16 protein-coding genes are annotated in these 14,750 nt (G+C 42.2%); 12 read left to right on the top strand and 4 right to left on the bottom strand.

Features of this window, described 5'->3' with window-relative positions:
- Window positions 1-62: 62 nt before the first annotated feature.
- The 3 genes from MmiAt1_RS08410 to MmiAt1_RS08400 all read right to left on the bottom strand — a co-directional run bounded on the left by MmiAt1_RS08410 (window position 63) and on the right by MmiAt1_RS08400 (window position 3,084).
- Entirely contained in the window at window positions 63-602 is a 540-nt protein-coding gene (locus tag MmiAt1_RS08410) for a methylated-DNA--[protein]-cysteine S-methyltransferase (RefSeq protein ID WP_318786439.1), read from the bottom strand.
- A gap of 18 nt (window positions 603-620) precedes the next feature.
- The gene (locus tag MmiAt1_RS08405) at window positions 621-2,090 is read right to left on the bottom strand and encodes an AlkA N-terminal domain-containing protein (protein ID WP_318786438.1); all 1,470 of its coding nucleotides are present in this window, start codon (window positions 2,088-2,090) and stop codon (window positions 621-623) included.
- Between the two features lie 199 nt (window positions 2,091-2,289).
- The gene (locus tag MmiAt1_RS08400) at window positions 2,290-3,084 is read right to left on the bottom strand and encodes an epoxyqueuosine reductase (RefSeq protein ID WP_318786437.1); all 795 of its coding nucleotides are present in this window, start codon (window positions 3,082-3,084) and stop codon (window positions 2,290-2,292) included.
- A gap of 392 nt (window positions 3,085-3,476) precedes the next feature.
- Here MmiAt1_RS08400 and MmiAt1_RS08395 point away from each other — a divergent pair, with 392 nt between their 5' ends.
- From MmiAt1_RS08395 to ndk, 6 genes are all read left to right on the top strand, one after another.
- Window positions 3,477-4,403, top strand: coding sequence for a beta/alpha barrel domain-containing protein (locus MmiAt1_RS08395; RefSeq protein ID WP_318786436.1), 927 nt, complete (start codon window positions 3,477-3,479; stop codon window positions 4,401-4,403).
- Between the two features lie 314 nt (window positions 4,404-4,717).
- The gene (locus MmiAt1_RS08390) at window positions 4,718-5,647 is read left to right on the top strand and encodes a hypothetical protein (protein ID WP_318786435.1); all 930 of its coding nucleotides are present in this window, start codon (window positions 4,718-4,720) and stop codon (window positions 5,645-5,647) included.
- Between the two features lie 500 nt (window positions 5,648-6,147).
- Complete coding sequence (gene rpl7ae, locus MmiAt1_RS08385; protein ID WP_318786434.1) at window positions 6,148-6,510, top strand: 50S ribosomal protein L7Ae; 363 nt, start codon at window positions 6,148-6,150, stop codon at window positions 6,508-6,510.
- Window positions 6,511-6,540: 30 nt separating this feature from the next.
- Window positions 6,541-6,765: a 30S ribosomal protein S28e gene (locus tag MmiAt1_RS08380; RefSeq protein WP_318786433.1), complete on the top strand. Its 225-nt coding sequence runs from the start codon at window positions 6,541-6,543 to the stop codon at window positions 6,763-6,765.
- Window positions 6,766-6,778: 13 nt separating this feature from the next.
- On the top strand, window positions 6,779-6,967 hold the full coding sequence (locus MmiAt1_RS08375; RefSeq protein WP_133517274.1) for a 50S ribosomal protein L24e: 189 nt from the start codon (window positions 6,779-6,781) through the stop codon (window positions 6,965-6,967).
- 149 nt (window positions 6,968-7,116) lie between these two features.
- A complete protein-coding gene (ndk, locus tag MmiAt1_RS08370; RefSeq protein ID WP_318786432.1) occupies window positions 7,117-7,566 on the top strand; it encodes a nucleoside-diphosphate kinase in 450 nt (149 codons plus the stop codon).
- Between the two features lie 465 nt (window positions 7,567-8,031).
- Here the strand turns inward: ndk and MmiAt1_RS08365 are convergent, their stop codons facing one another.
- Window positions 8,032-8,655, bottom strand: a complete 624-nt coding sequence (locus MmiAt1_RS08365) for a hypothetical protein (protein ID WP_318786431.1) — start codon at window positions 8,653-8,655, stop codon at window positions 8,032-8,034.
- Window positions 8,656-8,825: 170 nt separating this feature from the next.
- Here MmiAt1_RS08365 and MmiAt1_RS08360 point away from each other — a divergent pair, with 170 nt between their 5' ends.
- The 6 genes from MmiAt1_RS08360 (at window position 8,826) to MmiAt1_RS08335 (ending at window position 14,510) form a co-directional block, all read left to right on the top strand.
- Window positions 8,826-9,596, top strand: coding sequence for an SDR family oxidoreductase (locus MmiAt1_RS08360; protein ID WP_318786430.1), 771 nt, complete (start codon window positions 8,826-8,828; stop codon window positions 9,594-9,596).
- An 81-nt stretch (window positions 9,597-9,677) separates the two neighbouring features.
- Window positions 9,678-10,631 carry a Fic family protein gene (locus MmiAt1_RS08355; RefSeq protein ID WP_318786429.1) on the top strand — a complete coding sequence of 318 codons (954 nt, stop codon included), beginning with the start codon at window positions 9,678-9,680 and terminating at the stop codon, window positions 10,629-10,631.
- A gap of 88 nt (window positions 10,632-10,719) precedes the next feature.
- Window positions 10,720-11,136, top strand: coding sequence for a hypothetical protein (locus MmiAt1_RS08350; protein ID WP_318786428.1), 417 nt, complete (start codon window positions 10,720-10,722; stop codon window positions 11,134-11,136).
- Between the two features lie 229 nt (window positions 11,137-11,365).
- Complete coding sequence (gene infB / locus MmiAt1_RS08345; RefSeq protein ID WP_318786427.1) at window positions 11,366-13,165, top strand: translation initiation factor IF-2; 1,800 nt, start codon at window positions 11,366-11,368, stop codon at window positions 13,163-13,165.
- 133 nt (window positions 13,166-13,298) lie between these two features.
- Window positions 13,299-13,724 (top strand): hypothetical protein, encoded by a 426-nt coding sequence (locus tag MmiAt1_RS08340; RefSeq protein WP_318786426.1) that lies wholly within the window; start codon window positions 13,299-13,301, stop codon window positions 13,722-13,724.
- Window positions 13,725-14,060: 336 nt separating this feature from the next.
- Window positions 14,061-14,510, top strand: coding sequence for a 30S ribosomal protein S6e (locus MmiAt1_RS08335; protein WP_318786425.1), 450 nt, complete (start codon window positions 14,061-14,063; stop codon window positions 14,508-14,510).
- The last annotated feature ends 240 nt before the right edge of the window (window positions 14,511-14,750 follow it).

The following is a 14,750-nucleotide window of genomic DNA, read 5'->3' as shown; positions in this document are numbered from 1 at the left end:
CTTTTTTTTTTTTTTTTTTTTTTTTTTTTTTTTTTTTTTTTTTTTTTTTTTCGGATTTGGGTTCACAACGCTGTTCCTTTTTTCGGAACCGATAAACACGACGTGTCAACGCCTTCATGTTCAAGCAATTTGATTTTTTTATCAATGCCGCCCGCGTATCCCGTCAAACTGCCGTTTGATCCGACCACCCGATGGCAAGGAATAATGATTGAAATCGGATTGTGCCCGACAGCGCCGCCGACTGCTTGTCCGGACATACTCGTTTTGTTCATTTGAACGGCAACTTTTCTTGCGATATCGCCGTATGTTATGTATTCTCCGTAAGGGATTTCGCATAAAATTTTCCAAACGGCCCGACGGAATTCGCCGCCGATCGGTGCGAGCGGTAATTCTGAAATTGCCGGCTCTTCTCCTTTGAAATATCTGTCCAGCCAATTTTTCGCCGATTCGAAGACGGGCAAGTCATCGTTTTGAATCATTTCTTCTTTGACGGTATCACCGTGATATTTTTGTCCTTCAATCCATAATCCGATAAGGTTTTCACCGTCGCTTGCTAATGTAATTAAACCCAAAGATGACGGATAGTTCGTTGAATAATACATTTAATTTCTCCTGTATTTTTATTCTAATGAATTCCACAAATTAATTGTCGCGTAACTGCGCCACGGCTTCCATGCCAAAGCCATCTCTGCCATTTCTTTTTCCGTTCTCGGCGCCAATGCTTTTTTAATGCCCGCATCTGTTTCAAGAAAAACATCCGGCCATCCCATTGTCCGCATCGCGATATATTTCGCCGTCCAAGGGCCGATTCCCGTAATTTTCAATAATTTTTTCATTTCAATTTCCGGCTGAATACAAAATTCAAAATCTATGCTGCCGTTTACAAACGCCTGAGACAGCATTAAAATTGTTTTCGAGCGCGCCGAAATAATTCCCAAAAGCCCTAAGTTTTCCGTGATTGAATCGCTTAAATCCAAAATATTTTCAGGCTGCGGGAATGTATGTGTCAGCCCCTCAATTCCGGTTTGAATCGGTGTTCCGTACGTTTCCGCCAGTCTGCCGGCCAAGGTGCGCGCCGCTTTGACCGTAATCTGCTGTCCCAAAACTGCCCGAACAGCCGTTTCATACGGATCAAAACAGCCCGGCAGCCGCGTTCCCAAAACGCAAAGATCGGATTTAATGTCATTCATTTCCGACAGCGTTTCATACACCGCATCGGGATCACAGTACAAATCAAATAAATGCCGTATTCTGAAAAGAATATCCGGGAGCGCCGGAAGCAAGGTTTCAGAAATTGTGACGGTCAAAACATTTTTGTCCGGCCGGTTGCCGACACGTACCCAGCCGTACAGGTGCTGCTCTTCTGCGGTAATATGTACGGTGCGCAAGTATTCATCGTTTCGGACAATTTCCACGCCCGAAATTGCACGCGCTTCTAAAAAGTCAAGAATTTGCTGCCATTGATATGGCGGCCGATAACCCAATGCCAAAGTGACAGTTTCGGATTGTTTTTCCTTTTCCGATTTTTGGCGGCGGATCATTGTTGGTGTAAGATGATATTGTTTTTTAAACAACACATTAAAATGCCGCAAGTCTCTGAACCCCGAAGCTTTTGCGATCTTATGTACGGGAAGGTCTGTCTGCATGAGCAGGTTTTTTGAAAGCAGCAATCGGCAGGTTTGTAAATATTGAACCGGCGGAACATTGTATTCTGCAGTAAATGCTCTGCGCAAATGCCTGCCGGTGCAGCCGAGTCGGGCAGCCAGTTCTTCTACTTTTTGTCCGCTTCCGCATTCTCTTTCCAAAAGCCTTGCTGCGCGGTGAGCAAGATCTGCTGTTGCGTCGGTGGGCGTAATCATTGTGCCGGGCGCAAGTTCCGGGCGGCATGAAAGGCACGGCCGGAATCCGGCATATTCCGCTTCTGCCGCTGTCTTGTAATAAGTGCAATTTTCAGCTTTAGGCATTTTTGCGCGGCAAACGGGGCGGCAATATATTCCGGTCGATGAAACACCGACAAAAAAACGTCCGTCGAATCGGCTGTCTTTGGATTTAAACGCGGCATATAACTCCCGGGAGTTTTCTTCTGTCATCTTTTTCTTCTCCGTTCTCTCCTCTGTTTCTCTTCCGTTCTCTCCTCTGTTTCTCTTCTGTTCTCTTTTCTGATTGGCTTTGAACGAAAAGTCAGTTATATGTACGAAAAATAGTTATTAACATTTTAACAGAAAGAGGGTAAGCGCCCTAAATGCTGATGATAATATCCCCCTTTCTGCTGTTTGTTTTGTGAAATGATTATTGTTTGCCGCTTTTCATCGGGATAATTTCGTCATCGACTATCTTCCCGTACGGACACGAACGGTTGCATATTGTGCATTCCATGAATCCGCGTTCCGTAATTCTTCGTATGTATTTCTCCCATTTTTTGTCGGGAACCGGATCAAACTCGTGCGCGACAACACACCCGTCATAGTCCACCTTCTTCCCCGGCTCAACGCCTTGTGAAGGACCCGGAATTATCGCACGGTACGGGCAAGATTTCACACACAGGGATTCGTTCTTGCAAAGCGGCTGTTCAGCGCAAAGATCTCTGTCAAACGGTTTTCCTTTTTCCAGATCCGCCGTCGTGAACAGCGCTATCCAGCGGACACGCGGTCCGTATTCCGGCGTAATCACCTGAGTGTTGTGGCCGATAAATCCCAATCCGGAAAGGTGTGCCGCCAGCTTAAGATGAACCGTCGGCGACGGAATGGTCCTGAAGCCTTTCTCCCTTGTCAGCCATTCGCTTACTCTCCATCCGCGGGTCTCCAGTACTTCATAGTAAAGGTTGTAGTATTCTGCCCCGCCGCCGCTGAAATCCCCCCCGGATGCGTTGACGGCTGCATTCATACCTTCGTCCCAAATAACCATTCCCAGCACGATTATGGATTTGGCATCCTCGATCATCGCTCTTTTCATGAACTCCGAAGGTTTTTCCATCCCTCTGCCGTCCGGGAATTCTATTTTTTCCAGCTCGGCGATGTCAGCCACCCCAAATAATTGAAAACCGTTCTCTTTGGAAAATTTCTCTATTTCTTCTTCTATACTCATAAATCCACCTCTCATATTATATAATGATGCGTTTAAGCATCGTTTATCATTTTCATTTTTTTATTATTTAACAATATTTGGTTTTTTTCGGACATGGAATTTTTAATTTTGGGTCACGGGCAACACTAAATATTTTGCAAAAATACGTGAAAAACAAGTGAAAAACGAGTGAAAAAATAAGTGAAAATATGTAAATGTCGAAAATGCGAAAAGTACGTTTGATATGAAAACCGGATTATTTTCAAATCAAATTACTTGCAGAGGCGCTGTTCTTTTTTTGGGTTAACAAAATGCTTTAATAATTCCCGTTCTATTACCAATATCTTATAATTTTTCAAATTGTTTTGAATCATTGACTGTTATTGTTTTACAAATTTGAGGTTTTGTTGACCATGTCCATAATTTCTGATAAAGATGTTTTAGTTCCTTTAGACGTGTTGGCTGATTTTCGCGACGATTATGTCGCCAATTATCTCCGCGCAACACAAAACAGCGGCCGTTTAATGCTTTTTGCAGGCGACCAGAAAATCGAACATTTGAACGACGACTTTTACGGCGATAATATTCCCGAAGAGGATAATGATCCCGAACATTTGTTCAAGATTGCTCAAAATGCGGAGATCGGGGTTTTCGCAACGCAGATGGGACTTCTCGCCCGCTACGGCATGGATTATCCCGACTTGGCCTATCTGGTCAAAATGAATTCCAAAACACATCTCGTTAAAACCTCACAGGCCGACCCGTACAGCGGTCAGCTGTACAGCGTTGACCAATTGATGGAATTCAAAGAAAACAGCGGCCTCAACATTGTCGGCATCGGCTACACGATTTATCTCGGCAGCGAATATGAATCCGATATGCTGGCAGAAGCAGCTCAATTGATTTATGAGGCGCACAGATTCGGTCTTCTCACCGTTCTATGGATTTATCCCCGCGGCAAAGCGGTCATTGATGAAAAAGACGGACATCTCATCGCCGGCGCAACAGGAGTTGCTGCCTGTTTGAATTCCGATTTCGTCAAAGTCAATGCCCCGCGCGCAAAAGACGGCCGTGACTCTGCAGTTCTGCTTAAAGAAGCAGTGACTGCCGCGGGACGGACAAAAGTGGTTTGCGCCGGCGGATCCAATGCCGAGCCCGAAGACTTCCTGAAAGAATTGTACAAACAATTGAATGTCAGCGGCGCCGCAGGCAATGCGACCGGCAGAAACATTCACCAAAAACCGCTGGAGGAAGCTGTTCGCATGTGCAACGCGATTAATGCGTTAACCGTCCAGCGCGTTCCGATCGAAGAAGCCATCAAAATTTACAGAGGAGATTAATTTTCTCCTCCCTTTTTAATACAGCCTTTCAGACAACCGGATTTTTTGAATTTTTCAAATCTTCTTGATTTTTCGGATTATTTATTTTCGGATTATTTATTCTCGGATTATTTATTTTCGGTTTTTTGATTTTTTCTTTGAATTTGGCGGACGGAAAGTCTTTTTTCAACCTTTCTTTCATTAATATTTTTATAGGAGAAAAATGATTTTGCTGTATTAGTTTACGCGGGTCGGCAGGTTTCATTCCGGCTTACAGCTTTAGTTCTGTTAATTTTGGTTTATCGTTTTATTGTTTATCATTTCAAGGTGTTATTATGAAAGAAGAAAAAAATAAGTGGATGAAGTTCGGCGCAATTTTTGCCATCCTCATTATGGTCGGATCCGCCGTTTTTGTCGGTATTCTTTACGGCTACGACAGCCTGACCGGCGATGACAACACAACAACCGAATATCCTCTCACAGATGTTCCCGGAACGCATGCCAATTTCACGTTTAAAAACGCAAAAGATGCGGCGGGTTATGTTCCCGAAGATGTTTTGAGCATTAACATTCTCAAGATTTACAGCAATGATTCGATTGATCAGGGCATCAAAGAAGCTTTCCCCGGCGCAGAATCCGATAAGAGACTGGTCGCGTCCTACCAAACCGGAATGCTGGCTTACTACCCGCTCGAAAGCGAAGAAAACGTAAGCATTCTCATCAGCGGCAAAAAACCGCAGTATGAAAATTACGACGGCTACAACATCATCTTTACGCACGCCGCTCAGCGCGTCGTTGTCGGCAGCCCGATTATTATCGCTTCTTTCTTCAACTACCTTTCCGACAACACTTTGGCAAAAAAAGCCATTGACGTTTTGGAAGGCAAAGCTTCCGGCTCAACCACTTTAAACGACATCTTGGCCCACGCCGACGACACGGACACTTACGATGAAATCATCGTCTACAAAGCCAACGACGGCAGCAACTACGACAAATACTACCAGCGCTCTTCCCAATACTTGAATATGACAACTTTCCAGCTGTCTTTCCAATTGGAATCCATCATCTTGAATCCGAGCGATGAAATGAAACAAGATGTCAGAGACCTTGCCGAAAATGCAACAGGCACTGAATTCACAATCACGGAAGAAGGCAATGTTATGAAAACATATGTCGACGGCTCTGATTACACGGCTTTCATGACCGATACAAATACTTTGTACCAGCTTGTTTCCAAGCATACACAGCAGAGCTCAACAGCTTGATTTTTAAAATTAAAATTTTAAGTTTCTCTCAATTGATTCATTTTTTGTGAATCAATTTTGAGTCTTATTTTTCATTTTTTGTCCGTTTTTATATCTGATTTTTGTTTGTTCGTTTTTTTTGTTTGCTTTTGTGTTTGTTTTTTTGTATTTGTGTTTGTTTTTGTTTTTGTGTTTGTTTTTGTATTATGTTTTTGTGTTTTTTCCCGTTCTTTTTGGGTTTCAAATGTCTTTTTGGTTCTTTTTCAGAAACCTTTATATGCAATATTTCCTTCTAAATCCTGTTTTAATCTGAGACTTGATTTCGATTTACGTTTGGTTTACGCTTTTATTCAATTCAAATTAAAGCGGTTACTCAATTACGATTCAAGATTTTAGTCAATAGAACAACTATGAATAATGAAAGTTGGGAGTTGTTTTTCATTTCTGTTTTCAGCCGTTATCGGCTTTGAAATCTTGAAAAATATTCTAAAACATTCCCGGCTTGAAGGAGATTGATTTATATGGCAATTGCAAAATTCGAAGCCCCTGAAGAACTTCAAAAGAGCGCATTAGAAGCTGTGGAAGCAGCAAGAGACGGCGGTAAAATTAAGAAAGGAACCAACGAAGCAACCAAAACCATCGAAAGAGGTACTGCAAAACTCGTTGTCATCGCCGAAAACGTCGAACCCGTCGAAATCATTGCCCACCTCGGCCCGCTCTGTGAAGAAAAGGGTGCCGCATATATTTTCGTTAAAGAGCAGAAAGACCTCGGAGCCGCATGCGGCCTTTCCGTCGGCTGTGCTGCTGTTGCAATCACAGATGCCGGCAAAGCATCCGAATTGATTGACGATATCGCACAGAAAACTGCCGCTCTCAAAAACTAAATAAAGCGTCAGCATTAGGAGAGATAAATTATGGCAGAAGAATTTAACAACGCAAACGGTTTTCCGGCCGAAGTGATTGAAATCATCGGAAACACCGGTATGCACGGTGAAGCCAGTCAGATCCAGTGCAGAATCTTGGAAGGACGCGACAAAGGCCGCGTCATCACCAGAAACTGCGTCGGTCCCGTTCGTGTCGGCGACATCTTGATGTTGATTGAAACATCACGTGAAGCCAAGAAATTGAGCATGAGGTAAACGGTGATTCAAAATGGAACAAAGAAAATGCAGTTTTTGCGGAAAAATGGTTGAACCCGGTACCGGCAAACTTTATGTTAAGAAAGACGGCGCAACGTTTTTCTTGTGCTCTTCCAAATGCCAAAACAATTTGACAATGGGAAGACTTCCGAGAAAAACAATCTGGACCGAAAAGGGCCGTGCCGAACAAAAGAGAAAGTAAGTCTTTTGACTTCTTTTTCATTTTTTTATTTTTGACTTTTATTCATTCGGGATTAATTAACGAATTCATTCTTGGATTAATTTAAGTCGTTTTGAAATTTATTTTGTTAATTTTTACTTAAATTCAATATCAGTTAATGGTGATTTTTTATGGAACGCACATATGTTATGGTTAAACCCGACGGCGTTGCACGCGGTTTGATGGGCGAAGTCCTCTCAAGAATTGAAAAGAAAGGCCTCAAAATCGTCGGCATGAAGTTTGCCGTGATGGAAGAAGCAAAAGCCAAAGAACACTATGCAGAACACGCCGAACGCCCGTTCTTCGCAGGTCTTGTCGAATTCATTACATCCGCCCCGTCCTTGTCTTTGGTCGTTGAAGGCGGCGACTCAATTAAGATCATGCGCGCAATCAACGGCGCCACAAAACCCGCAGAAGCAGCCCCCGGAACCATCCGCGGCGACTTCGCTGTCGACACCGGCAGAAACCTCGTTCACGCATCCGACTCACCCGAGGCGGCAGAACGCGAAATTAAAATTCACTTCGGCGACGCAGCGCTCATCTCTTACCCGAGATGCGACGACGCGTGCTTGTACGAATAATTTAAATCTTTCAGAATCAAACGACTGTGTTTGATTCATTCTTTTTTATTTTTAATTTGTTTTGATTGGTTTTTTTTTGATTGGTTTTTTTTTGATTGGTTTGTTTTGATTGGTTTGTTTTGATTGATTTGTTTTGATTGGTTTGTTTTGATTGATTTGTTTGATTGATTTGTCTGAATTTTATTTTGGTTTTTACACACTGCTCGTTTTAGCGAGTGTCGGCGCAGATATCTTGCAGTTTTTCATTTGCAGTTTTTCGTTTGCTGCCGCTGCTTTACTGTTTTCGTAAATACGGTTGCAGACCGGTAGGCCTGCTTCTGCTGATCCGCCGCCGTTCTCCGCGCGCGAGCCGCACAGCTTTTCAAAAATAAATCAAAAAAGTCTCTCGTTTTTCAAGAAATTCTATCTTCAATCAAGAAACGCATTTCTCTAATCGAAAATCGGGTCTTAAAATGAAAATTTATATCAAGAAGATTTAAAAAAATGAATGAACAGATTTTTTATTTTCAGCAAAATTCCTTTTTTGTTGTCATGGGTCTCGTTAATTGTTTTCAGCGAAGAATCGGATTTTTCATGCTGCGGCGCATTTTCAATCTTTTGTTCAAACGTATATGCTTCGTCGGCAATTTTTATGACGAAAGGAACATCTTTTATTCCTTTTTTTGCCGCATAAGTGTTAATGATTTGCCGGACGGTTTCCATTTCCTTCATTTTTATGTTTGTTTCGCCTTCTTCGATTTTGACATAAATGTATCCGTCTGTATGCGCTCCGATGCAGTTCATATATTTCTTTTGAAATTCTTTGTCATTCGCAACTTCTGTTACAATTTCATCTAATAACAACCACCATTCATAAGCTTCGACACCTGCTTTTTTGTCGGGGATCAAACCATAAACCGCTAAAACGTCAGGCTGCTGAAGAATCTCATTTAAAGTATTGGCATCGGTGCCGGATCCTTTGTCAATAAATGATTGTATTATTTCATCATCTAAATCTGATTCTCGAAAATCTTCTGCTCCCTGTACCGGAAGTGTAAATGTAAATATCAACAGCAACAGAATAAGAATACACGTTAAATCTTTCTGCATTTATTCACCTTTTTAGTTAATAATGTTCCTTTCTAATTATAACTTTTTTTTATGAGTCAATACTAATTTTGCTGCAATTATGTTGTTTTTTGAAAATACAAACTGTTCTTTTGTAAATGCAAACCTATTTAATATACCGAATATTAATGACATTTCGGAGGTCTTAATTTATGAAAAACTATTTCGATCTGACAGGTAAAGTTGCAGTTGTCACCGGCGCTTCCAGCGGTTTAGGTGTTCAATTCGCGAATGCATTGGGAAACCAGAGCGCAAAACTCGCTTTGGTTGCAAGAAGAGCCGAAAAATTAGAGGCCGTCAAAAAAGATTTGGAAGCCAAAGGGTTTGAAGTTTTCACGCAGATTTGCGACGTGACAGATTCCGAATCCGTCAAAACCGCGGTTTCCGCAATCGCCGGCCATTACGGAACGATTGACATTTTAGTCAACAACGCGGGCCTCGGAATCGGTGAGCCGGCTGACACAATGTCTGACGAGGTTTGGAATCAAATGATGGAAACCAACATCAACGGCGTTTATTTCTTCGCCCGCGAAGTCGGGAAAATTATGCGGAAAAACCAATACGGCAGAATCATCAACTTAGGCTCCATTCATTCCAGAGTGGCGATGCCTTTCTCAAAAATGATGACGGCTTACGCGACAACAAAAGGCGCCGTTTTCATGATGACAAAAGCCCTTGCCAACGAATGGGCGCGCGAAGGCATCACCGTGAATGCAATCGGTCCCGCTTACTTTGAATCTGAAATGACAAGCGACATTCTGAAAGCAGACGAATTTAAACAAGTGCTGGACACCTATTGTCCGATGGGACGAGCCGGAAAAGCCGGCGAATTAGACGGCGCGATTATTTATTTCGCTTCGGACGCTTCAACTTATACAACCGGACAGCTTCTCAATATTGACGGCGGCTGGACAGCGATTTGATAATTCAGGTCAAACTGTTTTAATTTTTTTAGAAGGCGGCATTTTCTACAACTTTAAATAAAATGCCGCCTTTTTTGAATTATGGCTCAAAATAAACCCCGTTTAGAAAAAATTGAAAAAAACGGCAATGCCCGATACAATTTGGTTAAAGATATTCGCTTCAAAGATCAAAAAGCAAAGGTCAGAGTTCCGATTTCGGATCCTCAAAATGCCGACATTTTGAATACGGATTTGGAAAAAAAAGCCGTTTTAAAAAAAGCGGAACTCTCTTCTGATTATTATATTTCTGATTATTTGGAAAAATCTGATCTTTTGTCTTTGGAAGAGAGAAGATGGATGTGCAGTGAATTTTTCAAACAGATTTCTGTCGATGAAGCTTCTTATCTTGAAAAAAGATTTGAAACCGGTTACATTCACGGAACGACAGCAATTGAAGGAAATACGCTCACCCTTGCGGAAGTGAATGACCTTTTGGAATACGGACTTTCGCCGAAAAAAGATTTGCGGGAAATCAATGAAGTCCAAAATTATGTCAAAACGCGTTCGTTTACAAACAATTCCAACGGGAAAATCTCGGTTGCCTTTATCAAAAAAATTCATTCGATGATTATGGCAAATATTCTTGAAAACCCCGGTCAGTTCCGAAATTCAAATATCGGTATTGTCGGGTGCGATTTGCAGCATACGCCGCCCGAACTCATCGAAGACGAATTGAATGAATTGATTCGGAATTTTTATGAAAATATCCAAGCGCAAAAATACCCGTTTGAACAAATTATGATTTTTCATTACCGGTTTGAAACAATCCATCCGTTTTTAGACGGAAACGGAAGAGTCGGCCGTGAAGTTATGAATTATTTGCTTCGAAAAGAAAAATTTCCTCAATTTTTAATCGGGAATGAAAACCGTTCGGACTATCTTTCAGCGCTGCGCTCGGGCGATGAAGAAAAATTTAAACAAATGATACAAACTTTTTATCAAATGTATCAAAATCAATTGAATAAAATCGAAGGAGAATTTAATCGGTTTCAATAATTTTTTCATTTTATGAAAAGTCATACATTTTGAAAAGCAGATTCTTTTCGTTCATTTCATTTGATTCCGTTGTTTTCAGATTTCCATTTTGTTGCTGCCTGCCGGCTGTATTGCATCCGTATCTGCTCGTTTTTATCACATCCGTTCGCTCTCGCGAACGGGAGCATTTGTCTTCGGGTTTGCGTTTCCGGTTGTTGTCAGGTTTGCGTTTCCGGTTGGTGTCAGGTTTCTGTTTTCCGGTTGTTGTCAGGTTTCTGTTTTCCGGTTGTTGTCAGGTTTGCGTTTTCCGGTTGGTGTCAGGTTTGCGTTTCCGGTTGGTGTCAGATTTGCGTTTGCCGGTTGGTGTCAGGTTTCTGTTTCCGGTTGGTGTCAGGTTTCTGTTTTCCGGTTGGCGCCGGGTTTGCATTTGCCGCCGCCGATTGCGGCTGCCGGCAGCAGCCCGCCGCCGCGCGCGTATGTATCCGTTTTTCTGAAAATGCATCGAAAAAACGCATCTTGGTTTTAAAAATTAATTTGAAGTTCGGCCGAATCTTATCATGGTCCGATTTTTTATCGAATGCCGTTTTCTTCTCTGACAGTGACGTTTTTATAATGAAAAGCCGTTGCTGTAATTCTGTTTCATCAATTTCGTAAATTTATGCCGCTCTCAAGTTTTTATACTTCTTTGGCATATTTTACGGTATACAATTTTATGATTTATTTTCTCAACGAATTTTGGTTGAGGGGTGATTTTTATGGCAGAGGAAAATCAGAATTTAAGAACGCCGATTGTCTGCGTGATGGGCCACGTCGACCACGGCAAAACAACGCTTTTAGATCAAATCCGGGGAACGGCTATCGTTAAAGGAGAAGCCGGCGCAATTACACAGCACATCGGCGCAACAGAAGTGCCGATTGACGTGATTGTTGAGAAATGCGGCGACAAACGCCTTGCCGACAAATTCATTGTTCCCGGTTTGCTTTTTATTGACACGCCCGGCCATCATGCTTTTACAACACTTCGCAGCCGCGGCGGATCACTCGCCGATTTGGCGGTCGTCGTCGTCGATATCAACGAAGGCTTTAAGCCGCAGACGATTGAAAGTTTAAACATTCTCAAACGTTTCAAAACGCCTTTCATCGTCGTGACCAACAAGATTGACAGAATTTTGGGCTGGCAGGTCCATAAAGGCGAATCTTTCTTATCGACTTACAAAAAACAGACGCCTGAAGTTCAGGCTCTTTTCGAACAGAAATTTTATGATGTCATCGGTCACCTTTACGAACAAGGATTCAGCGCCGATCGCTTCGACCGCGTCACAGACTTCCAGAAAACGCTCGGCGTCATTCCGATCAGCGGTCTGACCGGCGAAGGCATCCCCGATGTTTTAATGATTCTTCTCGGCTTGGCGCAGCGCTTTTTAGAATCTTCGCTCCAATACGATATCAACGGTCCCGGTGTCGGAACTGTTTTGGAAGTGAAAGAGGAAAAAGGGCTCGGGACAACGATTGACGTGATTTTGTATGACGGAACGCTCAAGAAAGGCGATACGGTCGTCATCGGGCGCCTGGGTGAGCCGATTGTCACAAAAGTCCGCGCGCTCTTAAAACCGCGTGAGCTCAGCGAAATCCGGTATGAAAGCAAATTCCAGCCGATTCCGGAAGCTGCGGCCGCAGCCGGTGTTAAAATTTCCGCGCCCGACATTGACGACGCGCTTGCCGGCGCTCCGATTATTTCGGCAACACCGGAAACGTTGGATGCCGTCATTGAAAAAGTCAAATCCGAAATTGACGACGTTCAAATCCAAACCGACACGGACGGCGTTATGATTAAAGCCGATACAATCGGCTCGCTCGAAGCGATGGTTCACGAATTTAAGAAAGCGGGCATCCAGATTCAAAAAGCGGAAGTCGGCGACATAACAAAGCGTGATGTCATGGAAGCGTCCACAATCACCGATCCGAAACATTCCGTTATTTTAGCATTCAACGTTAAAGTCAATCCCGACGCACAGGAAATGCTGGATGAAACGCTCGACCTCCGCATGTTCAGAAACGTCCGTGTGTTCAAAAACGATGTCATTTACCGCATTTTGGACGATTATCAGGACTTTGTCAAAGAACAGGAAGAAGAGCTTGAAAAACTCCGCTCCGACACGCTGATCAAACCGGGCCAGTTCAAAATTCTTCCGGGCTGCGTTTTCAGACAGAGCAAACCCGCTGTCGTCGGCGTCCGTATTTTAGGCGGCGTTGTGAAAAACAACACCGATGTTATGCTTCCCGACGGAACCGTTGTCGGAACCGTCAAAGGGCTTGAACTCAACGGAAAAAAGGTTCCGAAAGCAACTGCCGGCATGGAAGTCGCAATGGCAATTGATGGTGTTACGGTCGGCCGCCAGGTCAAAGAAGAAGACATCTTGTATGTTCACATTCCCGAAAGCGATTCCAAAGTATTGGAATTTGAAATCTTTGACACGCTGACGCCGGATGAACAGGAAACGCTTGAAAAATATTTGGTGATTCGCAGAAAAGACAAACCGTTTTGGGGAAAATAATTTCAAATTATTTTCCTTCTTATTTGATTGTTTTTAGATTTACTGTTTTAAATCTATTGTTTTAGATTTGCTGCTTTAGATTTACTGTTTTAGATTATTATCTCATTTTTAAATCAATCCTCGGAAATGAAAAATGGCGCGAAGAACTTTCAGTCTTTCCAAAAAAAGCGGCAATCAAAAAACAGCCGTTACTTTTCAGAGAAATAAAACAAAAACCAATTGTGTTTTAAACCAAACGAAAATATGGATTTTCGAAGACGGCGGGCATTTTGAATTGGTTCAGCTCTCTTCAAAATCAAAATTGGAACTGTTTAAACCTCTTCCTCTTGTTGTTTTTTATGACGGCGCTCTTTACAAAATTGAAAATCATCTCTTTGAAATTTCTTCTTCTCATAAATCCTTTAAAAAAGCTTTAGAAGATATGGAACTTCAAATCAATGCTTTGTGGGATGATTTTGTTCTGACGGATCAGTTCGCCTCCGGCGGTCTTTCTCTTCAGAAAAACATTTTGGCTTATGTCCGGGAAAAAAAGAATGACAATCCTTTTAAAAACGGATGATTGCAAATCTGTTCGCTCTAAAACGATATAATCAATCTATTTCCACGAATAACATTTATAAACTATGAAGCGTTTTAGGTATCCACACGACGACGGAATTTATAATTCTTGGAAATCTTTTGTTCATTTCGGACAGCAATCGACCGGTTCTTTTGAATCTGATTTTTCGGCTCAGATCTCATTTTGATGATATCGTCTATTGTATTCGATTTATGAGCATCATTAATTTTATTCTCATCTTTCATCTTTGAATATTTTATTATCATATTCAAAAAGGAAATTTACTTACATATTTACATTATGACATTACGAACAATTTAATCGGAGTTAATATAAATGGCAATGAAAATCGTCCTCGCAGACCCGAAAACGGGCAAATCATACAAAATCGAACTCGACGCGGCACAAGAAAAAGACATGTACGGCAAAGCAATCGGCATGGAAATTGACGCAGGCGCATTCGGCATTACCGGCTACACCATGAAAATCACAGGCGGCAGCGACAAAAGCGGCTTTGTGATGAAAGGCGACCTTCCCGGACCCGCAAAAAGAAAAATTCTCGGCGCATCCGGTGTCGGTTTCTCACCGAAAATCAACGGTCAGAGAAGAAGAAAGTTCATCCGCGGCAACGAAATCTCAGTCGACACCGCTCAAATCAACGCAAAAATCATCGCCTACGGCGACAAAACCGTTGAAAAATTACTCGGTCTCGAACCCGAAGAAGAACCTGCTGCAGAAGAAGCCGCAGAAACTGCTGCAGAAGACGCAGCACCCGCAGAAGAGTAATCTTACTCTTCTTTTTTACTCTTTTTATATTTGACTCTTAAAAAATCCTTTTTTACGTTTTTATCTCTTGCTTTTTGTTTTGTTTTCTGTTTTTGTTTTGCTTTTTGTTTTTGTTTTGTTTTCTGTTTTTGTTTTGCTTTTTGTTTTTGTTTTGTTTTCTGTTTTTGTTTTGCTTTTTGTTTTTGTTTTGCTTTTTGTTTTCTGTTCTATTTTGTTTTCTGTTCTGTTATTCCATCCGCT

It is taken from the genome of Methanimicrococcus hacksteinii (genome assembly GCF_032714515.1).
Taxonomy (GTDB): Archaea; Halobacteriota; Methanosarcinia; order Methanosarcinales; family Methanosarcinaceae; genus Methanimicrococcus; species Methanimicrococcus hacksteinii.
This window is presented reverse-complemented; position numbering and strand designations above follow the sequence as displayed.